Genomic DNA, 24,668 nt, shown 5'->3' on the forward strand with positions numbered 1-24,668 from the left:
AAGGTTGCTTTACTAGAAGGGAGACGAACATGTTAATTCATAATACAGTAACAGATTTTACCGAAAACTATTTGCCTACCATTGATTATTTAAAGGGATATTATGAAAAACATGCGAGCCATTTTGAAGAATACTTTCGGTATCATTGCCATAATGTAGATAAAAAAATGAAAACTGCTATCCCAAAAGTACCAATTTGTGCAGCTTGTAGTGGAGGAGTTTTTGAATTAGGTGGGGTTAATATAGGTCACTTTATGAAAAATAACCGCTTAATTCATTAATTGTGTAAATTGTATCATGTATTTTGATAAAAACAAGAAGCCTTCGAATTAAAAGGCTTCTTGTTTTATTCTTACTTTTTAAGGGTCAGAAATACTATTAAAAATAATTTAAGAGACTAGGAACCAAATAAATTAAAATAATACCTATAGCAAACACAGATATCACTTTTATCAGGTCTTTTTTTATTTCTTTTTTCAAGATAATGCCTCCTATAACCATAAAAATTAAAGTTAACTTAAAAAGTACATTACAAAGTAGTCTCCATTATTTTTTTATGTTTAAAGGGGATTTAGCTAAGCTTGTTCAGTACGCAATCCCAACACGCGATTTCAAATATTCCTTGCACTGAATTTGTTGATAGGTAAATTCTGCTGTATCCGCTACCGATATTTCTACCCCACCTTTAGGTAATAAGCTTCGTTCGATACGATAGGTACCGGTATATTCACCATCAGGTAAGTATGTAGGACAGACGATTGTCCAATCAGTGTCAGATTTCTTCAATAATTCATAGACATTATGATGTTCCTGTGCTGCAAAGGTTGTTTTTCTTTTTGATTCGCTCGATTGGTAACGTAGGATACTTGGCATCAGACGACTTTGTAGAATACCAGCCGTTCCAACAGTTATAATTCTTTTCACATTCATTTTATTCATTGCGTCCAAAATCAGAGTCATGCTTTGAGTTAATGTATTTGTACCATCTGTGTTTAATGCACTAATCACAACATCTACATTCTTCATGGCATTTTCTATATCTTGTTTTTCCAACACATTACCTTGTATAATATGCAAATTTTCATTATCTACTTTTACCTTATTTGGGTTGCGCACTACAGCTGTTATGATATGTTTATCCCGTAACGCAAGGGAAACTATGTGGCTACCAACGCGCCCGGTAGCACCTAAAACTAAAATCCTCAGCATGATCACCTCTTTTTTTGATTATAGCACACAATTTTCTGTACCCATTTAGATGTCTTTACCGATACTGCGCTAACCATTTGTTAATGTACATCAATAAGTTTGACATCAACTATAAACATCTGAAGATTATTATTTTTCGCTATCGTGTTGACGATATATTGAATTTCACTTTCTGTACTTTTATCAAATTCATCTAAATTATGTAATTCTATTGTTACTACTTGGTTGTTTGGAGATTCAATTAAATACCCTATCGTACTATCTGGAGAATAACCTGCCGCTCGTAATGCTACGATAATTTTTTGCGTAAACTTCGTTTGTTGTAATTTCCCACCAATTTCTTCAGCGTAAACTAGGTCGGGATTTTTTTGCATGGTATATTCAAATGAAGGTTGATTATATTTTATTAATGCTGCAGTCATTAATATCAAGGAAAATAAAATAAAAATACCTTTTATTAACTTTCCCATTCATTCTCTCCATTTCATATTTTTTCAAAATAAATAATCTTATTTTTCCGCTCCATACTCTATATTTTATACATTGTTACAACATGCAAGTTGTTTTTATTCTTGTATATTCTTGATGACCATTATTTCTTCAGAAACATTTTTTCAGGTGAAAGTCTATCTATCCATCTCTAAAAATTATCTTTTTCTAACATTTATATATATCGAGCTATTCATATTTCTAGAAAAAAATTATTTTTATTCTAACTCAGGGGCATATTACCAATCTCCTTACATTTTTCAAACATAGATTATAAGTGTAAAGGTTAGCGCTACCAATACAACAAAACTAATCTAAAAGGAGACTAAAATATGCAAGATAATAGATATGGAAAACACATGAACTGGGATCATAAGAAATGCCATTGTGGTAGTTGGCACGACAAATGGAAGCAAGAACATGAGAAGCTCGAGTGCAAGTGCGATTGTAAACGTATGCATGACAAATGCAAGTGGGAACATGAACATGAAAAATTCAAGTGCGAATGCAAATGCGAACGTGAACATGAAATGAAACACGAGAAATGTCATTGTCATGAAGAAAAGTCTGAACACCATCACTGTAAAGGTTGCGCATGTGATTTCTTAAGACATTTAGATCCAGGTACACATGTAGATATTTTCTTAGCTGGCGGTGGTAGATTCTTAGGTCTAATTTTCTTATCCTTTAATCCAAAAAATTGTTGTGCATACTTCCTAGAAGATCTAGGAAAAGGTCACACTACTATTACTATTGATTGCCAAAAAGTTGATGCAATCAGAAAAGCTGCAGCATACTAACGCAAATGCATATTGCTTGTTCAATACAATAAGCGTTAAGGCCAAAGCAATGACTATTTTTTTTTGACAACAAATCTACTTATAATTTGCCAAGCTAACCGTTAAATAGCCTGGCAAATTTTTGTAAGTTTATTCATTTACGATTACTTTCACAACTGGTTCTAATTTTCCTATAAAAGTATCTCCAAGGTAATCTACATCTACTACTACAGCTCGTGGCTCGAAACGTTGAATGCTTTCAATAAGGCGTGCAGTATTACGTCTTTTTGCAAGCTGAAAAGGTGGAAGAGTATCTAGTCTAAAACCAAAATCTCCGTATAATGGGCAAGGTATTACGAAAGTAGATAATATAAAAGCTACATTTTGTAATATTTCATCAACGCCTGAAGCATTAAAATCAATATTGCTTGTGGCGGTCACTTGATGTGTCATCTGATCAACCTTTCTTCTACGATACATGCAATGATGTAAGTGAACTTCCATTCATAATAGGAGCTTTTCTTTGAAAAAAGAGCACTTAGTTATTTATGCTAAATGCCTAAAAGTTATGAACGAAAATACATTCACTATTGTATGTATAGGTTGCAATTTTTTCTAAACCATTGCATAGCGTCAGGTTCCACATCTATCCCGCTTCTTTGCTTGGCATTTCACACGTTAATCCACAATTTATCTTGTTATCGCATAGTAGATTACATACAACCAACTAAAACAGCCGTGAATGATTGCCCATATTATTGAATGATTTACACTCCAAGAAATAGTAATGGCTAATACCGATCCAAAGCCAATACCGTTTTTCACTACTGTTTTACTTTCCATTCTTTTCACCTTCTTTGTTCCATTATTTTCTGGTATGTGTCGACTCATCTTCATTCCTCCTCTTCATGAGATCAATTAAATAAGAAAGATGCGCCCTCATTTCACTCTTCCGTAGCCTCCATCATATCAAGGACATAGTAGGAAGTGCCCTCAAGCCTTAACAGCATAAAAAAGCAAGATCTTATTAGAGTTCTTAGCTACTGTTATTGCTGTCACTTTTTTGGTGATTCGCTACATGTCTATTTATCAAGTTATTGTTGAGAATACCGTATTTATGACCTTTGAATTGACGCTGCTAGCTGTGAAGGAGAAATGATTTTACTGCTAATAAAAATCACAATGAACTCGCCACTCATTTAGCTCTGGATTATAAAAAAAATAGAAATTTCCATTATCGACGATATTAAAATATGCCTTTTCGTCTGAGGCAATCTGGCATACAAATGGAAACTCCTCACCGAAATCATAACCACTTTGGCAAAAAGCTGGGTAGCCACCTATTTTATGAATTGCGTATATTTCCTCTACGATATCATCGAAATATTCAATATTTCCCTCGTGCTCTAGACTCAAAATTTCATCCTCCATATCGGATGGAATCCCTCCCCCATCCCATGCTGGATAATCATTATCAATATGCTTTGGAATAAGTGGGAAAGCACGAATATGTTCATGCTTCCAATTTTGCTGGATTAACCCTTCTAGGGATGTATATGCTCTTATTTCGAAAAAACGGCTAAGATCATCTTCTATAAGGTGATCAAATATTTCTTCTTTAATAAATATCGTTAGCAGTTTAAAATGTTGCAGTGATGCTGGTACAAATGGCAGTTCCTTTAAAAATAAAGTAGCAAGTGGCTGAAATCCTTCTGGCCACTGTTCCTGTCGTAATGACCATCCTACATAGCCAATCCAACTTTCTAGTAAGTTATGTGTAGGTCTAATCCCACCTGTTTCAAAGATCGTTGCCTGTCTCACCAACTGTGCCTTGATATCATCAATTTTCATCAGTTAACCCCTCACTGCGACAAATACAATCAACGACATGATCATTAACCATTCCTATGGCCTGCATAAATGAATAGCAAATAGTACTACCAACAAACTTAAAGCCGTCTTTTTTCAATTGCTTGCTCATTCGCTCACTAATTTCCGTCGTGACAGGCACATCAGCAATTGACGACCATTCATTGATGATCGGCTGATGATCCACAAAGCCCCAAATATATTCAGAGAACGAACCATACTCCTCTTGTATTCGTAGAAAAGCTTGGGCATTCGTCACAACACTGGCAATTTTTAATTTATTACGCACGATGCGAGAATCTTGACTAAGCTCCTGTAGCTTGTCCTCCGTATAGAGAACAATTTTCGAAACATCAAATTGGTCGAAAGCAGCCCGGTAGCCCTCTCTCTTTTGTAAGATCGTCCACCAGCTAAGTCCAGCTTGTGCCCCTTCTAGACAGAGCATCTCAAATAAATGCCGATCATCATAGACGGGCTTTCCCCATTCCTTGTCATGATACTCAACATATAAAGGTTCATCTAGCTTGACCCATTCACATCTTTTCATTTATAAATCCCCCATTTTTATGTATTATTTAAGCCCTGTAATACAAAGCCAGCCTTTTTGTGTGTTTTCCTGTATAGTAACGCTTTGAAATCCAACACTTTCAAATAATTGCTGTATCTCAAGTTTTGTTTTATACGCTTTCATATGATAATTAATTTTATAGAGCTCCGAAATAATGATGAATTTACCCCCGTCCTTCAACACTCTAAATACTTCTTTCACATCATTTGCTAAGTCTGGCCAAAAATAATGTGTTTGGAAGGCTGTAATCGTATCGAAAAACTTATCCGTGTACGGAATACTTGAAACACTTGCTTGCGTCACGATTACTTTTCCATTTGCTACATCTGTTTCGTTTGTTTTTATAGATTCTTGCACAGCCTGAGCAGAAAAATCTATACCATAAATTGTACCACTTGGATTCATTTTCGATAATGATCGAAGTGTATTCCCGCCTCCACATCCAATATCCAATACTTGATCGCCATCTTTAATTACTTCTTGACGCATTAGCCATGTGTTCATACCGTTGTGTGCCTTATTCATAATTCGCAGCATCAATGACCCTACAATTCCATTTGGTTTTTTAGCTTGTTGTATCAGTTTTTGTAAAATTGTCATTATGGTTTCCCCTTTCCATCTTCCCTTTCAAATATTTGCTGTGAACTAACAATTAAGATATCTTGTGTCGCTTGTATTGTTAGGTGTTCATCAAATTTAGCACCTTTACCTTTTAAAGCAGTGAATCTCGTAAAAATGCGAAAGTAATTGCTTTCGCTCAAATTCATTCTTACTATAGAGAATAGAAGTACTAATCTCCCTGTATTTTTTACCTTGTATCTTTTTACGTTCTGAATAATAAAAAGTTTCAGTTTTTACCATTTCATTGAAGAAGGAGACTTTATATGATTAAACAAGCCGTCATAGAAGATGTACAAACAGCCGCATTATTAGCACTACAACTTTGGCCAAATCATACGTTAGAAGAATTTAGCGAGGAAATGGCGCAACTAATTAACGCAGAAAACGCTGCGATCTATCTTGCCTATGAGGATGATGAAGCAGTCGGTTTTGCACAATGTCAACTCCGAACAGATTATGTGGAAGGTACCGACTCAAGCCCAGTCGGCTATTTAGAAGGACTCTTTGTCAACGAACCAAATCGACAGAAAGGCTTTGCAAAACTCCTTGTCGAGAGTTGTGAGCAGTGGGCTAAACGTAAGGGATGTATTGAATTTGCCAGTGATTGTGAATTACAAAATCTCGAAAGTCTAGCCGTCCATCTTAAACTAGGTTTCTCAGAGACTAATCGTATTATTTGTTTTACAAAGGAATTATAAAAATAAGGTCAATCCCCTATGGATGACCTTATTTTTATATTTATATTTCAGGTGTGTTAATTAACCATTTGTTCACTTTAATTAATTTGAAGGCTCTGATTTCCGCTACGGGCTACTCGCTTTGTCGCTGACGCTTCGCTTTCGCGCAGAGCAAGGCTTCCTGCGGGCGAGCGTCGAGCCGCTTCCTCCGCTAAAGGAACGAAGGCTAAGTTCGTCACGTCCTGTGACAATGCCTTCGTGACCAACATCGTGTTGGCCTCAGGGTCTCGTCTGTCTCGCTTTCCCGCGGGAGTCGAGTAGCCCTACACTATAATCTGTTAAAATGGGAATATAATAGCAAAATAGCAACAAATAAATCCTTTTATCGCTCAATAATAAACCTATTTTTCCCAATCAACACGCTATTAATATTTATCTGTTATTACTCCGATTGAAGATGCTTTAATAAAATCAAGATGCTGTAAGCTTGTGAGTGTTTTCTTATCCCCAGTGACGACAGCCCCATAAATAACAAGATCATTTACTGACAACCCATCAGCTCCGCCAATTTCTTTTTCCAACCGTTTATACTCATCTTGTAAACTTGATTTTTGTCTAGTGCCAGTACTTATTGCACGTACAAATTGCTCGGCCGGGTTCTCTGCTACCTCACCATTTGGATTTAAAAGTGAAAAACCATATACATCTTGTTCTGAACGCAACACATTGTAACTACCTACAACTTTTCCATTTTCTTCAATCTTACCAGTATGGTCGTCTACTTCATTTACATCCTTAACCCATAGCCAAGTAGTAGTCACATCTTTCGGCAGTTTAGCAAGCGCTTCCTGCATTGAATAACCTTTATCAAACGATAAAGCAACTTCCATTATTTTATGATCATCCATTTCAGGCAACAACGCTAAATCATTTCGCATCTTTTGATAATCTATAAATGGATAGAAAAACAACATTTCACGCTGTCCAAGTTCATTGTAATGCTGAACATCTACATCTTGTTCACTTCCGCTCTTTCCAAATGGAAGAGGAAAAGTAGAACCTTCATAAACTTTCTCATCTCGAAAAAAACCGTAGCCATACGTGTCATCTCCTGTAGGAACGATTTTACCTTCAATGAATTTAAACGTTTTATAATGCATTTCACCACCTAAAATGCCTGGGTAATTCTTCGTTGTCCCAATAAACTCATTCGCCCTTCCTACTTGGTGTAAAGTATAAAAGGAATTCTGTGCATGGCTTTGCAAAAATCTAGTAATAGCATCATTAGCTATTTTCCCAGCAGACAAAGTCACAATTAAAACGCAAAACGTGATAAAGATCGTTTTCCATGTTGCACGCCGTTGTGCTTTTTTCATAGTTTTTGTCATCTGTTCTGTATTAAAAAGGTTGTCCATATTCTAACGCCTCCCACTGTTTTTTAAATGCTTTACGCGCTCGTTGTAAATAGGTTTTTACATGCGACTCACTCATAGCTAGAATTGCCGCGATCTCTTTGTAAGAAAATTCCATATCGTATTTCAGTAAAAGTAATTGCTGAAACGTCGGCTGTAGCCCAAGCAAGGCTTCATTAATTTTTGCATTTTGCTCTTTTTGTAAATAATGTTGTTCCACATCATCCAATACTATCTTTAATTTTTCGATTTCTTCGTCACCAATCAATGTTGTGCGCTTTTGCTTGTTATACAATGTATAGTAACGATTAAGGGCGACCTTGAATAACCAAGCCCGTAAATTATCATGTTGTATTGAAGACAAACACTCTATTGTTTTAATGATGGCTTCTTGTATAACGTCCTCTGCATCTTCTTTTGTAGCCCCTATTTTTATCAAATATTTGAAAACGACTTCTGCATGCGCAAGCAATAGACGCTCCCACTCTTTATTCATATTTCACCAACTTTTGGATATCCATTTCGTAGTTAACTCATCTATATAACCTTCTAACTCCCAAAAAGTATACAACCAATTGCTATAAATAGAAAAAAATCACAAGTGCTTGTCTTTACACACTTGTGATTTTCAATTAAAAACAATAAATTATTAGGAACAAAATTTCTTATAAGTCCAAATGTTTTGGATTCTATGTGTCAAAGTCAATTTTCTCATTCCTTCGACATTTTCTAATTTAAATATGTATTATGTGAAATATTTTTTTCTCGCTCATCGATCACTAGATGAATAATAAATGCTAGCTGTTGCTCAATTCGCAAATTGTTCATATGAAGGATCTCCGCTATGGCATTTTTTTGATTCTCTTTTAAATCTACTTTCTCTAGCATTAACATAATTTCTTCTTTTGAAAGCCCAAACATGCTTTTTTCACCTCAATTTCATCGGAAATTATTATTTCATAAACATTACGCTAACTTCTAAAACAATGCACTATTACTACATCCCATGAACATTTTATACTAATTATAGGATAAATCATGGAAATTAATCAATCCAAAATCAATTTTATTTTAATAATATTTTAACTTCTCTAAAAAACCATTAATATTATTTAATAATAATTTTCATTGAAGTTACTATATCGTTGCTTGTCTTCTTATAATTCTATCATAAAAAATATTAGCTTTTTTGTCGAATTTTAACATTTTTTCATTAACACGTATAATTGCAGAAGAAATCATACATAATTGAAACTATTTAACCTAGTTTTCATTCGAGAAAAGATAGAATCTGTCACCAATATCTCATTTTTATGAATGGCTAAATTTTTATCCAAATGCTGCTTTACTTCACAGCCATTCATCGTTAATTTTGGGCGATTGAATAGTTGGATGCCTAAATCTTGCCCTTGATGAAGTGCATTTTAAACAAAATGAAACCAGCAATTACACGATTTACTCGTCAATTGCTGGTTTCACCAATTTTCTTTGCTCTATTAATAGATTTAATTATTATAATTTAAACTTTCTAGTAAGCTCGTTTAAATTTTCTGCCATGTCCGCTAGATTTACAGAACTATTGTTGATTTCATCCATAGAGCTTGCTGCTTGTTCAATCGTTGCAGAGGTTTCTTGAATTCCTGCTGCTGACTGTTCTGATATAGCTGCGATTTCGTCCACTGATTTATGAATATTAATCGTATTTTGTACAACATCTTCTAGCTTCGTCGACATGTTGTCAATATTCGTTGACATTGAGTAAACAGCCTCTGCAATCTGGTTGAATGTTTCATTTGTTGCGGCGATTTGTGTTGTACCTTTTTCAACTTCTCCAAAGCCAGTTTCTAGTGAAGATGTCACCATGTTAGAATCTTGTTGAATTCTTTGAACAATGCCCGTAATATCGTCCACTGAGACAGCTACTTGTTCAGCAAGTTTACGAACCTCGTCTGCAACGACCGCAAAACCTTTACCATGCTCCCCTGCGCGCGCCGCTTCGATAGCAGCATTGAGCGCCAGTAAATTCGTTTGCGAAGCAATATCCTGTATGACAGCTACGATTTTTGAGATTTCCTGTGTTTGTTTACTTAATTCATCTACCTTATAAACAGCATCCTTCACAATATGATGGATAGATGTCATTTGCTCAGTGGAGGCGTCCATTAAACCTTGACCCTCTTTCGTTAAAGCCATGACATTTTGGGAATACTGATGAACATCCTTACTGCTACTATTGACATCTGACATCTTTAGGGTGAATTCTGCCATTGTTGAGGCTACATCTGATGCGTTACTTGCCTGCAATTCTGTACCACTCGCAATTTCATTTACTGTATCAACAATTTGTTCCGTACCAGTCTTCACCTCTGTCGCTGATTGCATGAGCTCTTCACTATGCGCGGCTACGTCAGTTGATACTGTTTGAATTTGCTTTAATAAACGATTCAAAATATCCGACATCGTATTAGTTGCTTCCGTAAGTTGCCCTACCTCATCTTTTGAATTCACAATAAGTGGAGGCTCACTTAAATCACCTTCCGTAATTTGTTGCATACGTTTTGTCACTGTGATGATTGGTCTTGAAATTAGTCGAGCACTAAACAATGCAATGATCATTGCAATGATCACAATCACAGCACCTACGATCATACCTGTAAGCTGCTTTGTCTCTCCCGCTTTAATAATGTCTGCACCCAACGCATTTATCGATTGCTTACGATCCTCGGCTAACCCTTCAAAGCCTTCGCGTATTTCGGTAGCCTCTTCACTCATAATAGCTAAATTGTTCTTCGCTAGTTCAAATTGGCCTTGATCATAAACATCAAATACCTCTTTTTCAACATAGCTGCTCCATTCCTTAGCCATTTCAGTATATTTGTTGAAATCTCCTGAATTTGTTAATGCTAAACGTATTTTTTCGTTTTCTTCAGCATGCTTTACGTTATTCTCAAAAATCTCCTTGTACTTCTCATCACCAGAAAGGATGTACCCTCTAGCTGCGGCAATTCTTAGCCCTATCGTTTGAGCTTCCTCATACTCAGTAATTAGTAATTGCAATTCTTCATCAATAATTTGTTCCGTTGCTTTGTTACTTTGCATGACTGCATAAGAATTGTAACCAATGTATAAAACTACTATCGCTACTACAATACTGAAGGAAAAAACGATTCTTTTACTAATTGACTTAAAATTCATTTCAAATTCTCCTTATTTTCTAAATCCAATTTACATATTATTTTGCTTATCAATATTAATTTACCATTCTCAAATGGGCCTTGGATGATTTATGAATTTTTCCAATAGTTAAAGAAATAAGTAGTTAATTTTTATGTATTTTCTAGCATCTTCCAAAACCAAATTTATTAAACAGATGAACTATCTTAAAACATTTAAACAAGACTTTCGTTCTAAAAAAAGGAACAGCCTCAAAAGTAAGCTGCTCCCTTCTAAAAGAAAAACGATCATCCATCCCAAACTTCTTTCCTCATCATACTTCGCAAACGTAACATAGTACATAAGTCTGTGATAAAAAATCATAAATTGTTCATCCGCGAGTTGAATCACTGCTTGCATATAAACAACGAGAGGATTATCGATCCACCTTTATTGCGTTCAAATGTTCCTCCTAGTAAGGCAAACTGATTCCTTTAACATTATCTATTTTCGTGTGATTCGATAGTCAATTTGTAAAAAAGGTACACCAAAAATCCGCATTTTATGTACGGCGGTTAGTGTTTTTTCGTCTTTTGCAGTAATCGTAAAATGTTCATGTATAGGTAGTTTGAATAAAAATCGATTGATGGCTAAATAAATGCCCGCATCTCCAGCATGATTACTCGTTAAATGTAACTCTCCATGATCCTCGTATAAATATAACACCCCGATCATTGTTGAAAAAGGCAATGGTAGCGCAATATTCATATAGGTTGTTTGCCCTGTCGTGTGCTTAGAATAGATTGCAACAAAGATTGTTTGTTTATCGATTTGACGAATCCAAGCACGTGGAGCAAGTCGCCCATCTTGCAGTTCATCCACTTTAACAATCCTACCTGTCATCTCGATTTCCTTACTAGAAAAGGGTAAATTCAGCTGTTGCATGACACGACTTATAGCTTGATAAATCAACGCAAACGGTTTAAACCAAGTTTTCCACTGTACAGAGGCCAGCAAACGATACTGATTGGTTTCTTCATAAAAATGTGGAATCGTGTAAGGTAGCTTTGTCGTATCAACAAAGTCACTAAGCGCATCGACTAAACCTGGATGCGAATCACTTTGGTCTTGCAATTTCCCTCGAATTTGGCTAACTGGAAAATGAAATGGTTGATGTGTAGTGTCTGGTATTGCTAAAGCCCAAGCCAGAACACCTACTCCACCGAAGAAAACACCATTCATAATTCCATGAAATTTTAGCATTTCTGGTATCCCTACATAGGAATTACCTACAAGATTACTAAATGCATACATAAACGACCATAATATCGTGATACATAAAGCACCGTAGGAAATTAGTAAAAGTAAGCTTTGTTGACGAGGAAGTTTCGTTTTTAGAGCAAGGAAAAATAAACAGTAAATAGCCACTATATAAAGTGTCACTGAAATAATTTCTAGTATCGTAGAAAACGTGATACCGAATGCAACAAGAAGCGGACCTGTTACTAAAATTACAACGACCATATTGTAACAGTTGCCCTTATGAATACGCCCAAAAAGACCAATTGAAATCGCTAATAGACAAGCTGAGTAATGAAAATGAATAGCTGTTAACCACGTTATCAATGATGAAAAACCTGTATCAATATTTGCGATAAAAGCGAAAAACCATAGTCCCCCAATAAATATGTAGATGATTCCAACATCAATCGAAATTTCTGCCATATTGGTAAAGCCTCGCTGTAAAAATCGCTTTACGCCTTGCACAGCGATAAACGCAGTATAAAGAACATAGATAAGTGCTAGAGCGATTGCCACCCAACCTTCAGACCACCAGTGGAGCATCGTAACTGCAAGCATCATTACGACGACAATAGTATCGCCGACCTTGTTAACATCTATGACCATTTTCACCGTCGCAGGAACGAAGATCAGTTGGGCAACTGTCAGTAACAACATATAATTAGGTTGAACACTAAAGACAAAACAAACGACCGTCAGCACAAATCCTAAAAGTAATACGGGGCTACCTAGATTGTTGCGTAAATTCGCCAGCATACATCATCAGCCTCCCAATCAACGGATTATGAATGGACACATGAATCGTAAAGACATTCCTGCTATCATCAAATCCTTCCTCGACAACAACACGTCCCTCCAAAATATTGGGTATCGGACATTCTAATTTCGAGACTACAAATCGTTGAACACCGGAGCGAATAACTAATCGTCCCTCACTGGTCACTGCAAAATGTAAGTCTGAATAAAAAAGAGCTGGTGAACCTAAATAGTCCTTCACTATTTTTTGAACTGGATCAACTGTCATCCTCGCATCAAAATGTCTAGTTTTGTTAGAAAAATAAAAGGTACGCTCCCATAACACTTCATGTTCCCCACTTGGCAATGTTCGACAAGTATTACAAATTGAAAATGGAACATCCTCACCTGATTCAGGAAACAAAAATCTCGTTTTTGTAGCGATCGCATAAAAGGGACGTAGCCACTTGGCACCAGACTCAATTTTGCGCATCACACCCGTAGCAAAAAAAGGTTGATCGACAGGTAATGTATAACGCCTCTGAAGCATTGGATGCAGCCGTCTAAAATCCTCGCCCAACAAAGTTTGATAAATCGTCATGTTACTTCCCTCGCTTTCGTTTACAGCTTTTGGCACTCGGCATATCTTGACAAAGAACGAAGCCAATAATGGACATTACCCATAATGCTAGATTAAATGTCACCGGATTGAACGGAGCAGTGACAATCGTTTTATCTGCAAAAATGGCCCCCAATGTTATTAGCGGAAATAGTAAAATTTGAGCTCCAAACAAGAAACGCTTCGCTCGAGGTAACAGCCAAAAAAGTGCAAAGATTATCTCTGCAATGCCAATCCATTTTACAATTTGACTAGCATGGCTGTTCTCCCCACCAAGTAATTCCTCAATCATCATCACTTCAGTAGGATGCTGCACCATGACTTTCGGCACAAGTCCATGATATAACCATACAAAACAAAATAGGACACTGATCAGGATTGTTAAAAAGAAACGACGATACTGAGAAGAAGGATTTTCTCCCTTTTCAAGCCATCTTTTTAAGACATCGAAGCTAAGAGCTGTTGCCCAGCCCATTATTGGACGAAACACTCTATCAAATAACTCTCCTAGTTTTCCATAGCGAACATCGTAGTCATACTGTGTCAAAAATGTGAGTCCCTTGTCATTGGGAATATATCGCCAGTACCCTTTCCCTTCTGCAATCGGTGATATTTTTTGAGGCGTGCCAAAGTGTAATGACGATGTTTTGCTGCCATTTCCCTTCTGATGCTCACCCTTACTTTCTCCCCATCCACTAACTGTTAAGCCTGGCATTACCTTCGTTTCATAAGTAAAACGCTGAGGCTCTTCTGGTGAATTTTTCTCCATATATGTAATAGAGGTAAAACGTAAATCCCATTGCTCGTGTAGCTTTGGATTTTGCGTATACGTCCATGCTTCTTCTATAGGTGCATTTATCTCTATCTCCACAAAAATCGGCTTTTTCTTCACGCTTTCTTCCCTCCTCGATGGAAAGCACTATTCAATCATATTTTCTTTCATAATCTTAGCAGTTGCTTCAAATAGCAACTGGTCTACTAAACGATAGTTTTTCCCGCTGTTTTTCATTTTGCCATCTGCAACAAAGTGAAATCCTCCAGCCTGATCAACCGTTAAATGAAAAGTTGTTCCTCTTTTATAGCTTGTAAGACTGACATCATAAGATTGAATATCTTCCTTATTATTCTTGTAGCTTATGTCTTTTTTTTGTAAATTTACTATCTGATAATAGTTTAAGATAGTCATGAACCTCTTTTTCTTCCTTTAGAGAAATAATTTTTACCTCGTCATTTTGAGTGCTTACGATACCGATGCTTCTAATTTGTTCTTCAAAAAGATCCATTGAAAATTCACCTTCAATCGATCGCTCTTTATTAAGAGAAAAACTATACCCTGCGAAAATCAATATCATGAAAGCAACAGCTACTAATATTCTTTTAATCACTAGATACATCCTACCTCCATTTGAAAATCGATTTATACTATTATAGCAGTAAATTGATTAATCACCATAAAACGGGATTTACCCATTAAATTTCAATAAAGTGAAAATAATTGAATCGAAATGACAACTTGCCAACTCTACTAGTCGAAAGTAGCCCCCGTTAAATTAAAATTATCTAACCTCTATAGATTTCTTTTTATTGGAGATTTATGCGAACCTGACTGTGAAGATTATAAATTTTTGTACTTGAACTAAACAAAAGGATCCGATTCGGTACGAGGATGTAGAGAAGAGCGAGGAATCGGTCATGCCGGGCACTTATGCAGTAATGGGGCTGGCTTGTACAGCGAAGATTATTTTCCGCTAGTCTGCCGTTATATGGAACTAGTAGATACAGAGCATCAGTTAGCGCAGGATGGCTATGCAGAGGCGTTTATTGAGGCGCATGGCGTAAAGAAAGAGCTTATACCCGTGATTGTATCCATTTTGCAGGGTGGGATTGATGAAGGCACGCTGGTCAAAAATCTAACCATCGACAGCCTTGAGCTTGCCGAGGCGCTATTCGAGGCGCTGAAAGGCAAAGAAATTTATGAATGCGAAATGGTGTAGGATTTTTGAGAGCATAGAAAATCTTGTAGAAGAAACCCAAAAGGCACAAGCGCCATTAAAAGAAGCATTTGAGCAGCTGTTGGCGCTTCAAATCGAAATGACCTGATTTGCCAAATTCAATAAGAGCATGTTTTGATTAATTTTTTCAAAACATGCTCTTTAGATTAGCTCCAAACTTTATGACAAAGATTTATCGCTCAATTTTTTCAGTTTATCGACCAACTTTTCAAATTTATCGACATATTACGCGCCCACAAACAACACGGCCTGTCCAATCGCAATAAAAAAGGCTTCATGCTGTATCGGGCTGCTGTCTTCGATTTGCAGGGTAATTTCAAAATGAGTCTCCTGAAAAATGGCCTGCCAGCGCGCAATGGGTTGATCGTCTAGAGAGAATATGGACCAGTCCTCCATCTCTTTGTTCAGATTTATTTTTTGGACGCCATCTGTAATGATTAAATCAGGGATCATAATTTGCCAGCCATCATAAGCAATCATATAGTCCTTCCCTGTGATGAAATCCTTGCCTTTGAAATGCACTCGCCCACGACGCGACACCTTTTTACAGGTAAAAAGAGGCTGACCAGCGACATCACTGACGTCGAAACGCACAAAATAACGATAGTCCATTGAGCGGTCGAATGCTTTTTTCAGTGCGTTTGAATATACACGTTGAACAGTAGATGATACTTCTCCCGCTTCATTTAATACTGCTACCTTTTCTGTTGACTCAATCGACGCTGGTTGCTGATATGTATAAATTTTCAATACCTTCGCTCCTTCAATACTTATGCTTTCTTAAAGCTACCATAAAATAAGCGCCAAATACAAAGATTGTATTTGACGCTTTTTTCATTATTTTTGTTGTGAAGGGATTTCTACTGTGAATGGTTGGAACTTCACTTCTTTTAAAGATGATTTATCGAAGGGAATTTTCGTTTCTACCCCAGCACTATCAATTTGAACACCCCCACCGCCTGATGGAAGCATTAAATACGGGGTAATAATTAATTTACGAACATCTTTTGAAATCGGATCAAAGGATTTTGTGCTACTAAAGTTCCATAGGCCATTATCGAAATGACCTTCTGTCCCACCAGAATGCGATGTAATTTCCTTGCCATTCTCATCGGTAATATGGAATTCTATATGCGATGCACCTACTTGTGGATTATCAATTGTGCCTTTTTCAGAAGCTTTATAATCAAGAGCTATACCTGATGGACTTAATGAAATTTTGGACACATCCAGTTGAATGCCATCTACTTGTTGCTGATGATGAACTGGAAAATCAATAGTATTCGTAATCTTTTTAACAGGAACTGTAAATTCCCATTTTTCCCCTTCTTTCCCTTCTAACGTTAAGCCCATATCAAAGGAATCCGGCATGTCCTCCTTCACGTTAAATCTTGCGATGCCTGTACGGACCGTTGAACTTACAACTTTTTCACCATAGCCACCAGAACTCACTTTAGGGTTTTTACCATTAATAGTAAAGTTCGGTCCTGCCCCGAAGTAATAACCACTTAATTCCTTTTCAGAATCAATTGTAATGCCTACCGTAATATTAGCTTCATCATAAAGTACTTCATCTACAGTTACGGAAATACCGTTAATGGTCTGCTTTTCTCCAATCGTGCTTGTTAACCCTTGTTCGCTAGCTTGTTTTAGCCCAAGTAAGCCAGAGTTACTAAATACCGATCCAACAATCGGTAGCTGTGATAAAGTGCTTGCGAAGGTTGGTGATACATAGGCTGCAGAACCTATCATTATACTAAATGCGGCTGCCGTGCTTGCTATATATAATAATGGTTTACGTTTGCTTTTTCTTTTCATTTGTACAGGTGGCTGACTCATATTTGTTTGCTCCTCTGCTTGTTGTATTCCTTTTGCAATCGCTCCTCGTACCTCATCTCTTGGGAATTCTGGAAGGGGTCCGTTTACATTAAATGACTTTTTCATTGAACGTTGCACTCCTTTCTAATTCTCGCTTCAACTGTTTTTTTCCACGATGCAAATACGTTTTAATCGTGCTTACTGGCTTTTCCATTACTTCTGAAATTTCTTTAATCGGTAAATCGTGATAATAAAATAAGATGATGGCCATTTGTTGAGAATGATTGAGGTGCTGTATAGCTTCCGATAAATCAATAGGATTACCCGTGACATTTTCTTGCTCTTGTAAACGATTTAATAATTCGCTTTCTTCATAAGGAATGATTTTTTGCCCTTTTTTAAGTAATCGGTAGCACTCATTAATTAAAATGCGAAACAGCCATGTGGAAAAAAATTCTGGATGCTTTAACTGGTGAACGGTTAGATAGGCTTTACACGCTGCCTCTTGAATCGCATCCAGTGCATCCTCTTTTTGGCCAACATAAGAAAGCGCAGTATAAAAAAGTTTTTCTTCCTCTAAAATGAGTAGCTGCTCAAACGCTTCCTTATTCCCTGCAATAGCCTGTTTGACAATAGATAGATCATGTTCCATGCTGTTTCCTCCTTTCAATACTTAGAGTAAATAACCCTATCAAAAGGTTTCACTTTTATAATTTCTTTTTTTATTGAACAAAGTGGTCCTTCTTCCGATGTTGAAATAAGGTACAATGTAAAGTTTCCATAATTGTTCCAGCGCTTTGACTCTTTTATCCACTTCTTCTGTTTTTCTATCGGTCGATTTTGACTTTTCTATCCGCTACTTCGATTCTTTTATCCGGCACTTGCACTCGCCAAATATTATAGAACAAAAAAATAGACTACTTCATCCAAAGTAGCCTACTTACCTTTTCATTATTTATCCAATTCAAAAGAAATATCGCCTACACCGATTTCCGAGTGTAATTCTAGCACTACATCTGCCTTTTCATATGCTTCATTGACATAAACGCCATTCCCTTTTGAAATAAAATCTTCTATATTGGAAGAGCCGATCCCTTCTTCTGTTGTCAGCTTTACCCCAACCTCTGATGGTAAAATGACAGTAGTTTGACCAACACCTGTTTCAATGTTCGCTTTGAAGCTTTTTTTCCAATCTCCACCTAAATTTACAGTGAGATCACCAACGCCTGCTTCAATCTCTAATTTTTCCAACTGAAGACCTTGTAAATCGAGTTCTGCATCCGAGGCACCTGTTTCAACGAAAAGATCCATTGGCGTATCTTCATTCAATTCGATATCCCATGTATTTTTTATTTTTCCCAAACGCACTTTCGTGGAACCTTTTTGGTCAATCAGCACTTCTCCTGTCTTGCCGCGTAAGTCATATTCAACTCTTGGTGCCAGTTTATTAATGTTATATTGAGCCGTACCCTCAACCCAATCTTTAGCACCTTTTTTAACTGTAATTTCTCCAACACCAAACTGTATTTCAACATCTAATTTCTCTGCTTTATCCTTTTCAACGAAGATCGTTTCATCTTTAGTTTTACCTGGTATAACTGAGTTGCACCCTGATAAAACAAGTAATGAAGCACTTATGACTAATCCAAAACCGAAAAACTTTTTCAAAATAATTCCTCCTACCGTATAATATACCACTCATTAAATTGTATCAAAATACCAATTTATAAATACGCCCCTCAGCTTTAAATTCATCTACGACCTAAGACGTAGTAAAGACTTTTCTCATGAATATGCACCCACAAAAATGAACCCTGTATTGTGACACATTTGCCTTCATACAGGGTTCATTTTTAAAATTTTGGTATATTTTTTTCCTCTACTAACACCTTCAAGTTGGTAAGACTAGACTCATAGCCACTCATATTAAAAGTGACAGTAGTACCATTTCGCTCTTCATCTAAGAAAATAGCAATGACTGTTTCTGGTACTTCTAAGTAAAACGAAAACTCTCGATTTGGAATGACATGTTGGATCGTTAAATTCATCGGTAATTTTTCAGAGAGCTGATTTTGTTCATTCGGCATTAACGTGAAGGTTATTTGTTCACCAGCCTCTAATTTAGGAATGTCCCATGTCGAATCTGGGGCGTACCATTGCGACAGCTGCTCTTCATCCGTAATTGCTTGCCAAACTGTAGCAATACTTGCATCAATCCAAATCGAACTTTTTTCTTCATGTTTTGTCATCTGTAACTCCTCCGTTACTTGAATTCATGCCTTTTTCATCATTTTATCGCATTTAACTCCACGACACAAAATTTACCTTTTGTTACTTTTTGTGGACCAATATAAATTGAATGCACCTATGGCCACTACGACAGCGACAATGTCCATCGCCAATTGATAACTAGAAAAAATCGTTACCATACATCCAAATAACGTAGGGGCAATCACAATAAATAGTTGATTCAACGTTAAAGCTGCACTCACTGTTAGACCAACATAATGTGGATTCGATTGTTCTGTCACACAGGCAATAAACAAGGAATACCAGCCAAGCGCTACAAAGCCTAATAAAAAACAAAATAGTAGCATTAATATTTTCGCTTGCAGGATAAAAGGCAATAGAACTGTGAAAATAACTGCACTCGCCATTACCATGATTAATAAATGCTCCCGCTTCTGTGCAAAAAATTGATCACTGATCCAGGCAATAGCTACCCTTCCAATCATTCCTCCCAATAATACAAGGCTTAAATACTGTCCAGCCTTCGTCAATGAATAACCACCCTCATGATGTAAATAACTCATAAAATGGGCAACAATTATCATTTGTAAGGTCATCATCACGATGCCTACAATGTAAATGGGATATAAATCTTTATTATTTTTAATGGCGTGAATCTTCTCTTTAAACGTTACAGATGTAGCGGCTACTGCATGATGTTGTTTCGGTTCCTGATAGATGAGTAAAAAAAGTAACCCTCCGGCAATAGCCACCAAGCCTTGCACAAGATGCGCTGATGTTAGGTTATAATGATGGTACATATATGTGAGGATGACGGACGCTAAGGCTCCACCAATCGGAATACCTGTCTGTCGAATACCGATCGCCAGCCCTCGATGTTTATCCGGAAACCATTTCACAATGGCCGTGCTACCTCCTGTTTGCGCACTTCCATACCATATTCCTACGACTACTAATAAAATGATTAACACCGTATAGCTATTCGCCAACATAAGCAGTAAAGCTGAGAACCCTAGTAAAACAGAGCCCCATCCGATGATTTGTTTTTCCCCTTTCTTATCCATTAAATAGCCAAAGACTATCATCGAGAAAATGGGTCCAATATTAACAGCCGAAACAATAAATCCTGTTTGGAAAGATGATAAATTCCATTCAATTTGATAAAATGTAGCAATTGGCCCCATGCCGTACGTCACAAAAGTTGCCGCAGTTTGGGAAACCGTAGCTACCAATACGATGATCCATTTATAATATGTATTCATGAAAATTCCTCCAATACCGTTACACTGATTCCTTTGTGCAGTATAACTTTATGTATCTAAAGTTTACGCTTGCCATAGCAACGCGTAAAATGGAGGAAAATGATAGTGGCTATCAAAAAATTTAATAGGTGTGTGAACGACAACATGAACATAGAAGAAATAGCATTAAAAATTGAAATTTTGGAGAGGCAAAATCTCAGTAAATCCGCAGAAATGACGAATTATACGCAATCTGCCCTAACGTCTAAGGTAAAAAAAATGGAGACTGAAATTGGTCAGGAAGTTTTTAAGCGTACACCGCAAGGCTTAAAAATTACGGATGTAGGCATACAATATTTACACTTTTTAAAGCTGATTACCGAAGAGTATGAGGAATTTTTACAAGCAATCGGGGCAGCACAAACGAACACAAAAATTAGCTTTGGCACTTCCCATACAACAATCAAAATTTATGGCGCATCCATTATGAATAGCTTGCAAACTAATAATATACCTTTAGATGTCGATTTCACAGTAGAATCCAGTACTTCCTTAAATGAAAAAGTACACAATGCCGAAATGGATTGTGCACTAACAAGTAACCCTATTAAACATTATTCTGATTTAAATTATGACATGATTGCATCCGAAACATTTGAAGTCATATCGAATAATACACATATCATTAATTTTGAGGAACGTTCACCCGTTACACTACTTGTACTAAGTAAAGGATGTATGTATTCACGCGCGATGGCTGAGTGGCTGAAAAAGCATCAAGTTCCGTTTACGATGAAAGAAATAAAATCAGTGAGTAGTATTCTTGATTTCCTTCAAATTGACAATTCGATTGCTGTGTTAAATACAAAACTAATTGATTTATATAACTATACGAACATTCATTATTACGATTTACAGCAGCTCCACAACATCATAGAAACAGTCTTTATTTACAAAAAGAGCGACAGTAAACAATCACCCATTTATCAACTAAAAAATGTGATTGAATCATTACTGGAAGCCCCTATTGAACAAAGCTAGTTCGATAAGGGCTTTATCAGTTTATCGGAACTGTTTTTAGATTTATCGCTCTAATTTTTATATTTATCGGAACGATTTACAGATTTATCGGAACAATTTTAGAATTTATCGCCTAACTTTCATAATTTATCGATATTCAGCGAAAGAAAAACAATAAAAAGTTCCTTCACCAGTTGATTGTAAGGTATAGGTAATAGTCAATATTCTTGTGATATCGTCTATTATTTTTAACCCTAGTCCAGTACTTGCATGATGCTGTTCAAAACCAATCCCATTATCGTTCATATAAACCTTGCCTTCTTTAATCGTTACCTCAAGTTTTGTAGCTTTTGAATGTTTCATTGTGTTTTGAAACACATTATCGAATAAGCGTTGTAGCCATAGCTCATTGCTCGTCCATGTTAAATCGAGATCGTCTGTACGAAAGTTTAGTTCGATGTTATGCATTCGATATAAATAGCTCCACTTTTTTATCATCGTTTCCAACAATACCGTGAGCTGTACTTCTTCATTCACAACATAAGAATTTTCGATTGTATCTAAGGACTGCACATTAAATTCATTCGTTAAGTTAGCCATGTATTGAATTTGCTCGTTTAAGGACTCTACCAATTTCGGTTGATCTTTATAGTAATCTTCTAGATAAAATAATTGTAAACGGATCGCAGTGAGCGGTGTATTAATATCGTGTCTTAGCTTTTGTAGAAGCTCTTTTTGCAACTCCTGTTGTTGCTTAAGCTCTAATTCTCGGTAAGTAGTTCGCTCAATTAAAATATTCACAGACTGAATGAGCTGTCCAATTTCATCCTCACTACCAACCTCTAATGTACTTGGTGTTCTTTCATTGCTTGCTAAGTCACGAATCGTTTTGTTTAGCATATTAATTTTGGAAAGTAATGAATTAATTGACTTCGAAAATAAAAACGCAAGCAAACATAATGAGAGAAAAAATACAATCAGCATGGCTGGATAGGCGAATGATTCATGGAATGGCGTGCCTTTATTGCGCGTTTTAAAGGCAACGTCATAAATAATGGACATTGACACACTGATTCCTAACAAGACGATTGGCACACTAACAATGGCAGAAAATAATAACATTCGATATTTTGTTTTTAATGTCATTTCTTTATGTAGGTATTTAATCGATACCCTTCTCCGTAAATATTTTGAAGGATGTACCCTGAAGGATCATCCATTTTTGTTCTGATCTTTTTGATGTGAACATTGATAATATTATGATTTCGATCCTCAAGTGGCCATAAATAGTCAAAAAAATGATCCTTTGTTAAAACTCTGTCCCTGTTGTCAAATAAATAAAAGAAGATTTTACGTTCAATCGCAGTCAATGAAATTTCATCATGAATCGTATTTATAAAAACCTTTCGATGCTCACCATCAATTAACAAATGCTGGATTTGCGTAAATGTTCCATATTGCTGCGTTAGCATTTTCTGTATTCTTATTAGCAGCTCTCTAGGGTCAAAAGGCTTTGTCATATAGTCTTCACCAACCGTTAAGCCTTGAAGCTTGCTGTCGATATCATTACGAGCAGACAGAAAAATAATAGGTATATTTAAGCCTAAGCTTTTAATATTCTTTGTCAGCTGATAGCCATCTTCCCCTGGGAGCATAATGTCCATTATCACTAAATCGCTTTGCCGAATAATGCTCATTATTTCTTGTCCATCTGTTTTCCATACAACATCGTAACCTTCACGCTGTAGTATTTTTTGCATCAAATCACCAATCATCGGATCGTCTTCTACAATTAAAATCGTAAATCCTTTCATTCCATCAGCCTTTCATTCGTTTGTTTCATAAATTCCATAGCAAAATGATAAATCTCATCCGGTTTATACAAATAGATGCTATGGGTACCACTTAATTCTTTCACATCTGCTATATGTATTTGCTCAGCAAATTCCGCATATTCCTGGCGATTGTACTTCGTATATTTGGAGTCTTTATTTTGTTCAGCAATGGCATCAATCAATAATATAGGTGTGTCTTTTGGTTTTGGAAGCTTTTCTGATTTCACACTATTTTCGTAGACATGTAGAAGTTCATTTTTCATATCATCATTCAAAAATTGTTTAAAGGATTGTGCTTTATAGATTTCTTTTTCTTCATCCGTTAAAAAATTTTGCTTGATTACTTCTGGATTATACACTTTCGAAGGTGCTAGTCGGTGTAAGCCCATGTCCGTTAACAGATTCATTCCTCTAACAGTCCAAGAATCGGCTACTCCCATTTTATGCTCTATATATTGGCTTGGCAAACTGATATCAAGTGCAATAATCCCTTTTATTTCTTCTGGGTATTTTTGTGCCCAATAAATAGCTTCAACCCCCGAAATGGAATGTGGTACGAGTATATAAGGAGGCTTATTGCCACTTTTCTGGAGTGCTTCTCTTGTCTGGGCTAAAATTGTATCAATATCTCGTTCGTCGTTAGAGACATCACTATATCCATATCCCGCTCTTTCAATAACAGCAATTTTATGTTCATGCGAAAATTTACTGTAAAGTCCTTTCATCTCATAAATAGGAGCCGCAACCCCTGAACCTGCCATAAATACATAAGTGTCCTCACCATCGCCCTCAGTATACACATTCATTTTGTTATGATCGACCTCTACATTCACTCCTTTATTTTCCAAAACATTAGATTCCTTACTTAACTCGTATTGATGATAGCTAAATATCACGCCAAGCCCAAGTAGCATTAACGCAATAAAGTAGATTCCTATTTTCTTCACTAGTTTTTTCATACAATTCTCCTCTCAGTTGATACTTGAAAGGATACACGTTAAAAATAAATTTCTAATAAATTTTTTCAAGAAATAAAAAACTGTCTAAAAGTTTTTACAC

The 24,668-nt window shown here is 36.3% G+C and carries 31 protein-coding genes; 5 read left to right on the forward strand and 26 right to left on the reverse strand.

Annotated features, from left to right (window positions below):
• Positions 1 to 29: 29 nt before the first annotated feature.
• Entirely contained in the window at positions 30 to 281 is a 252-nt protein-coding gene (locus BFJ97_RS15220; protein WP_068985503.1) for a hypothetical protein, read from the forward strand.
• Between the two features lie 304 nt (positions 282 to 585).
• Here the strand turns inward: BFJ97_RS15220 and BFJ97_RS15225 are convergent, their stop codons facing one another.
• Positions 586 to 1,206 (reverse strand): NAD(P)-dependent oxidoreductase, encoded by a 621-nt coding sequence (locus tag BFJ97_RS15225; protein ID WP_068985571.1) that lies wholly within the window; start codon positions 1,204 to 1,206, stop codon positions 586 to 588.
• An 83-nt stretch (positions 1,207 to 1,289) separates the two neighbouring features.
• A complete protein-coding gene (locus BFJ97_RS15230) occupies positions 1,290 to 1,679 on the reverse strand; it encodes a hypothetical protein (RefSeq protein WP_068985504.1) in 390 nt (129 codons plus the stop codon).
• 351 nt (positions 1,680 to 2,030) lie between these two features.
• Here BFJ97_RS15230 and BFJ97_RS23755 point away from each other — a divergent pair, with 351 nt between their 5' ends.
• Positions 2,031 to 2,498, forward strand: coding sequence for a hypothetical protein (locus BFJ97_RS23755; RefSeq protein ID WP_083227062.1), 468 nt, complete (start codon positions 2,031 to 2,033; stop codon positions 2,496 to 2,498).
• A gap of 129 nt (positions 2,499 to 2,627) precedes the next feature.
• Here the strand turns inward: BFJ97_RS23755 and BFJ97_RS15240 are convergent, their stop codons facing one another.
• The 5 genes from BFJ97_RS15240 to BFJ97_RS15260 form a co-directional block, all read right to left on the reverse strand.
• A complete protein-coding gene (locus BFJ97_RS15240) occupies positions 2,628 to 2,930 on the reverse strand; it encodes a hypothetical protein (protein WP_068985505.1) in 303 nt (100 codons plus the stop codon).
• Positions 2,931 to 3,167: 237 nt separating this feature from the next.
• Positions 3,168 to 3,368, reverse strand: a complete 201-nt coding sequence (locus BFJ97_RS15245) for a hypothetical protein (protein ID WP_068985506.1) — start codon at positions 3,366 to 3,368, stop codon at positions 3,168 to 3,170.
• Positions 3,369 to 3,644: 276 nt separating this feature from the next.
• Positions 3,645 to 4,328 (reverse strand): DUF1963 domain-containing protein, encoded by a 684-nt coding sequence (locus BFJ97_RS15250; protein WP_068985507.1) that lies wholly within the window; start codon positions 4,326 to 4,328, stop codon positions 3,645 to 3,647.
• Positions 4,318 to 4,893 (reverse strand): DNA-3-methyladenine glycosylase I, encoded by a 576-nt coding sequence (locus BFJ97_RS15255; protein ID WP_068985508.1) that lies wholly within the window; start codon positions 4,891 to 4,893, stop codon positions 4,318 to 4,320. The genes BFJ97_RS15250 and BFJ97_RS15255 overlap by 11 nt, the downstream gene beginning before the upstream one ends.
• 24 nt (positions 4,894 to 4,917) lie before the next feature.
• Positions 4,918 to 5,514: a class I SAM-dependent methyltransferase gene (locus tag BFJ97_RS15260; RefSeq protein ID WP_068985509.1), complete on the reverse strand. Its 597-nt coding sequence runs from the start codon at positions 5,512 to 5,514 to the stop codon at positions 4,918 to 4,920.
• Positions 5,515 to 5,798: 284 nt separating this feature from the next.
• Here BFJ97_RS15260 and aac(6') point away from each other — a divergent pair, with 284 nt between their 5' ends.
• Positions 5,799 to 6,233, forward strand: coding sequence for an aminoglycoside 6'-N-acetyltransferase (gene aac(6'), locus BFJ97_RS15265; protein ID WP_068985510.1), 435 nt, complete (start codon positions 5,799 to 5,801; stop codon positions 6,231 to 6,233).
• Between the two features lie 77 nt (positions 6,234 to 6,310).
• Here aac(6') and BFJ97_RS24790 read toward each other — a convergent pair whose 3' ends face one another.
• The 10 genes from BFJ97_RS24790 to BFJ97_RS15315 form a co-directional block, all read right to left on the reverse strand.
• A complete protein-coding gene (locus tag BFJ97_RS24790) occupies positions 6,311 to 6,481 on the reverse strand; it encodes a hypothetical protein (RefSeq protein ID WP_175401773.1) in 171 nt (56 codons plus the stop codon).
• Between the two features lie 156 nt (positions 6,482 to 6,637).
• Positions 6,638 to 7,627 carry an anti sigma factor C-terminal domain-containing protein gene (locus tag BFJ97_RS15270; protein WP_068985511.1) on the reverse strand — a complete coding sequence of 330 codons (990 nt, stop codon included), beginning with the start codon at positions 7,625 to 7,627 and terminating at the stop codon, positions 6,638 to 6,640.
• The gene (locus BFJ97_RS15275) at positions 7,611 to 8,120 is read right to left on the reverse strand and encodes an RNA polymerase sigma factor (RefSeq protein WP_068985512.1); all 510 of its coding nucleotides are present in this window, start codon (positions 8,118 to 8,120) and stop codon (positions 7,611 to 7,613) included. The genes BFJ97_RS15270 and BFJ97_RS15275 overlap by 17 nt, the downstream gene beginning before the upstream one ends.
• Before the next feature lie 233 nt (positions 8,121 to 8,353).
• Complete coding sequence (locus tag BFJ97_RS15280) at positions 8,354 to 8,545, reverse strand: hypothetical protein (protein WP_068985513.1); 192 nt, start codon at positions 8,543 to 8,545, stop codon at positions 8,354 to 8,356.
• Between the two features lie 591 nt (positions 8,546 to 9,136).
• Positions 9,137 to 10,819 carry a methyl-accepting chemotaxis protein gene (locus tag BFJ97_RS15285; RefSeq protein WP_068985514.1) on the reverse strand — a complete coding sequence of 561 codons (1,683 nt, stop codon included), beginning with the start codon at positions 10,817 to 10,819 and terminating at the stop codon, positions 9,137 to 9,139.
• Positions 10,820 to 11,281: 462 nt separating this feature from the next.
• The gene (locus BFJ97_RS15295) at positions 11,282 to 12,835 is read right to left on the reverse strand and encodes a YndJ family protein (protein WP_068985516.1); all 1,554 of its coding nucleotides are present in this window, start codon (positions 12,833 to 12,835) and stop codon (positions 11,282 to 11,284) included.
• A complete protein-coding gene (locus BFJ97_RS15300) occupies positions 12,804 to 13,415 on the reverse strand; it encodes a DUF4166 domain-containing protein (protein WP_068985517.1) in 612 nt (203 codons plus the stop codon). Before BFJ97_RS15300 ends, BFJ97_RS15295 begins: the two co-directional genes overlap by 32 nt.
• Position 13,416: 1 nt before the next feature.
• On the reverse strand, positions 13,417 to 14,325 hold the full coding sequence (locus tag BFJ97_RS15305; protein ID WP_068985518.1) for a DoxX-like family protein: 909 nt from the start codon (positions 14,323 to 14,325) through the stop codon (positions 13,417 to 13,419).
• A gap of 27 nt (positions 14,326 to 14,352) precedes the next feature.
• A complete protein-coding gene (locus BFJ97_RS15310; protein ID WP_068985519.1) occupies positions 14,353 to 14,619 on the reverse strand; it encodes a hypothetical protein in 267 nt (88 codons plus the stop codon).
• Positions 14,555 to 14,818 carry a hypothetical protein gene (locus BFJ97_RS15315; protein WP_175401774.1) on the reverse strand — a complete coding sequence of 88 codons (264 nt, stop codon included), beginning with the start codon at positions 14,816 to 14,818 and terminating at the stop codon, positions 14,555 to 14,557. Before BFJ97_RS15315 ends, BFJ97_RS15310 begins: the two co-directional genes overlap by 65 nt.
• A gap of 300 nt (positions 14,819 to 15,118) precedes the next feature.
• Between BFJ97_RS15315 and BFJ97_RS23760 the strand changes: the two genes are divergently transcribed.
• Positions 15,119 to 15,427 (forward strand): DUF6138 family protein, encoded by a 309-nt coding sequence (locus tag BFJ97_RS23760; protein ID WP_254660187.1) that lies wholly within the window; start codon positions 15,119 to 15,121, stop codon positions 15,425 to 15,427.
• Positions 15,428 to 15,670: 243 nt separating this feature from the next.
• On the opposite strand, the gene BFJ97_RS15325 is transcribed toward BFJ97_RS23760, so the two are convergent.
• From BFJ97_RS15325 to BFJ97_RS15350, 6 genes are all read right to left on the reverse strand, one after another.
• Positions 15,671 to 16,195 carry a tubby C-terminal domain-like protein gene (locus BFJ97_RS15325; protein WP_068985522.1) on the reverse strand — a complete coding sequence of 175 codons (525 nt, stop codon included), beginning with the start codon at positions 16,193 to 16,195 and terminating at the stop codon, positions 15,671 to 15,673.
• Between the two features lie 87 nt (positions 16,196 to 16,282).
• Complete coding sequence (locus tag BFJ97_RS15330; RefSeq protein WP_068985523.1) at positions 16,283 to 17,389, reverse strand: DUF4179 domain-containing protein; 1,107 nt, start codon at positions 17,387 to 17,389, stop codon at positions 16,283 to 16,285.
• Entirely contained in the window at positions 17,373 to 17,915 is a 543-nt protein-coding gene (locus tag BFJ97_RS15335) for a sigma-70 family RNA polymerase sigma factor (protein WP_068985524.1), read from the reverse strand. Before BFJ97_RS15335 ends, BFJ97_RS15330 begins: the two co-directional genes overlap by 17 nt.
• Positions 17,916 to 18,214: 299 nt before the next feature.
• Complete coding sequence (locus BFJ97_RS15340) at positions 18,215 to 18,931, reverse strand: toast rack family protein (protein ID WP_068985525.1); 717 nt, start codon at positions 18,929 to 18,931, stop codon at positions 18,215 to 18,217.
• Positions 18,932 to 19,116: 185 nt separating this feature from the next.
• Entirely contained in the window at positions 19,117 to 19,512 is a 396-nt protein-coding gene (locus tag BFJ97_RS15345) for an SRPBCC family protein (protein ID WP_068985526.1), read from the reverse strand.
• Between the two features lie 72 nt (positions 19,513 to 19,584).
• The gene (locus BFJ97_RS15350; protein ID WP_068985527.1) at positions 19,585 to 20,775 is read right to left on the reverse strand and encodes an MFS transporter; all 1,191 of its coding nucleotides are present in this window, start codon (positions 20,773 to 20,775) and stop codon (positions 19,585 to 19,587) included.
• A gap of 105 nt (positions 20,776 to 20,880) precedes the next feature.
• Between BFJ97_RS15350 and BFJ97_RS15355 the strand changes: the two genes are divergently transcribed.
• On the forward strand, positions 20,881 to 21,795 hold the full coding sequence (locus BFJ97_RS15355) for a LysR family transcriptional regulator (RefSeq protein ID WP_254660185.1): 915 nt from the start codon (positions 20,881 to 20,883) through the stop codon (positions 21,793 to 21,795).
• A 126-nt stretch (positions 21,796 to 21,921) separates the two neighbouring features.
• Here the strand turns inward: BFJ97_RS15355 and BFJ97_RS15360 are convergent, their stop codons facing one another.
• From BFJ97_RS15360 to BFJ97_RS15370, 3 genes are read right to left on the reverse strand one after another with little or no spacing between them, the layout of a single operon-like run.
• Positions 21,922 to 22,920 (reverse strand): sensor histidine kinase, encoded by a 999-nt coding sequence (locus BFJ97_RS15360; RefSeq protein WP_068985528.1) that lies wholly within the window; start codon positions 22,918 to 22,920, stop codon positions 21,922 to 21,924.
• Complete coding sequence (locus BFJ97_RS15365) at positions 22,917 to 23,588, reverse strand: response regulator transcription factor (protein WP_068985529.1); 672 nt, start codon at positions 23,586 to 23,588, stop codon at positions 22,917 to 22,919. The genes BFJ97_RS15360 and BFJ97_RS15365 overlap by 4 nt, the downstream gene beginning before the upstream one ends.
• Positions 23,585 to 24,568: an alpha/beta fold hydrolase gene (locus tag BFJ97_RS15370; RefSeq protein WP_068985530.1), complete on the reverse strand. Its 984-nt coding sequence runs from the start codon at positions 24,566 to 24,568 to the stop codon at positions 23,585 to 23,587. Before BFJ97_RS15370 ends, BFJ97_RS15365 begins: the two co-directional genes overlap by 4 nt.
• Between the last annotated feature and the right edge of the window lie 100 nt (positions 24,569 to 24,668).

Origin of the sequence: Lysinibacillus xylanilyticus, assembly GCF_001708185.1 — a bacterium.
Taxonomy (GTDB): Bacteria; Bacillota; Bacilli; order Bacillales_A; family Planococcaceae; genus Lysinibacillus; species Lysinibacillus xylanilyticus_A.

Excerpts from the sequence above, each read along its gene's own strand:
- BFJ97_RS15370 (WP_068985530.1), bottom strand. The coding sequence starts at position 24,568 with ATGAAAAAACTAGTGAAGAAAATAGGAATCTACTTTATTGCGTTAATG.
- BFJ97_RS15330 (WP_068985523.1), bottom strand. The coding sequence starts at position 17,389 with ATGAAAAAGTCATTTAATGTAAACGGACCCCTTCCAGAATTCCCAAGA.
- BFJ97_RS15350 (WP_068985527.1), bottom strand. The coding sequence starts at position 20,775 with ATGAATACATATTATAAATGGATCATCGTATTGGTAGCTACGGTTTCC.
- BFJ97_RS15365 (WP_068985529.1), bottom strand. The coding sequence starts at position 23,588 with ATGAAAGGATTTACGATTTTAATTGTAGAAGACGATCCGATGATTGGT.
- BFJ97_RS15310 (WP_068985519.1), bottom strand. The coding sequence starts at position 14,619 with ATGACTATCTTAAACTATTATCAGATAGTAAATTTACAAAAAAAAGAC.
- BFJ97_RS15230 (WP_068985504.1), bottom strand. The coding sequence starts at position 1,679 with ATGGGAAAGTTAATAAAAGGTATTTTTATTTTATTTTCCTTGATATTA.
- BFJ97_RS23755 (WP_083227062.1), top strand. The coding sequence starts at position 2,031 with ATGCAAGATAATAGATATGGAAAACACATGAACTGGGATCATAAGAAA.
- BFJ97_RS15220 (WP_068985503.1), top strand. The coding sequence starts at position 30 with ATGTTAATTCATAATACAGTAACAGATTTTACCGAAAACTATTTGCCT.
- BFJ97_RS15275 (WP_068985512.1), bottom strand. The coding sequence starts at position 8,120 with ATGAATAAAGAGTGGGAGCGTCTATTGCTTGCGCATGCAGAAGTCGTT.
- BFJ97_RS15245 (WP_068985506.1), bottom strand. The coding sequence starts at position 3,368 with ATGAGTCGACACATACCAGAAAATAATGGAACAAAGAAGGTGAAAAGA.
- BFJ97_RS15285 (WP_068985514.1), bottom strand. The coding sequence starts at position 10,819 with ATGAATTTTAAGTCAATTAGTAAAAGAATCGTTTTTTCCTTCAGTATT.
- BFJ97_RS15270 (WP_068985511.1), bottom strand. The coding sequence starts at position 7,627 with ATGGACAACCTTTTTAATACAGAACAGATGACAAAAACTATGAAAAAA.
- BFJ97_RS15240 (WP_068985505.1), bottom strand. The coding sequence starts at position 2,930 with ATGACACATCAAGTGACCGCCACAAGCAATATTGATTTTAATGCTTCA.
- BFJ97_RS24790 (WP_175401773.1), bottom strand. The coding sequence starts at position 6,481 with ATGTTGGTCACGAAGGCATTGTCACAGGACGTGACGAACTTAGCCTTC.
- BFJ97_RS15300 (WP_068985517.1), bottom strand. The coding sequence starts at position 13,415 with ATGACGATTTATCAAACTTTGTTGGGCGAGGATTTTAGACGGCTGCAT.
- BFJ97_RS15335 (WP_068985524.1), bottom strand. The coding sequence starts at position 17,915 with ATGGAACATGATCTATCTATTGTCAAACAGGCTATTGCAGGGAATAAG.
- BFJ97_RS15295 (WP_068985516.1), bottom strand. The coding sequence starts at position 12,835 with ATGCTGGCGAATTTACGCAACAATCTAGGTAGCCCCGTATTACTTTTA.
- BFJ97_RS15360 (WP_068985528.1), bottom strand. The coding sequence starts at position 22,920 with ATGACATTAAAAACAAAATATCGAATGTTATTATTTTCTGCCATTGTT.
- BFJ97_RS15260 (WP_068985509.1), bottom strand. The coding sequence starts at position 5,514 with ATGACAATTTTACAAAAACTGATACAACAAGCTAAAAAACCAAATGGA.
- BFJ97_RS15250 (WP_068985507.1), bottom strand. The coding sequence starts at position 4,328 with ATGAAAATTGATGATATCAAGGCACAGTTGGTGAGACAGGCAACGATC.
- BFJ97_RS15280 (WP_068985513.1), bottom strand. The coding sequence starts at position 8,545 with ATGTTTGGGCTTTCAAAAGAAGAAATTATGTTAATGCTAGAGAAAGTA.
- BFJ97_RS15345 (WP_068985526.1), bottom strand. The coding sequence starts at position 19,512 with ATGACAAAACATGAAGAAAAAAGTTCGATTTGGATTGATGCAAGTATT.
- BFJ97_RS15255 (WP_068985508.1), bottom strand. The coding sequence starts at position 4,893 with ATGAAAAGATGTGAATGGGTCAAGCTAGATGAACCTTTATATGTTGAG.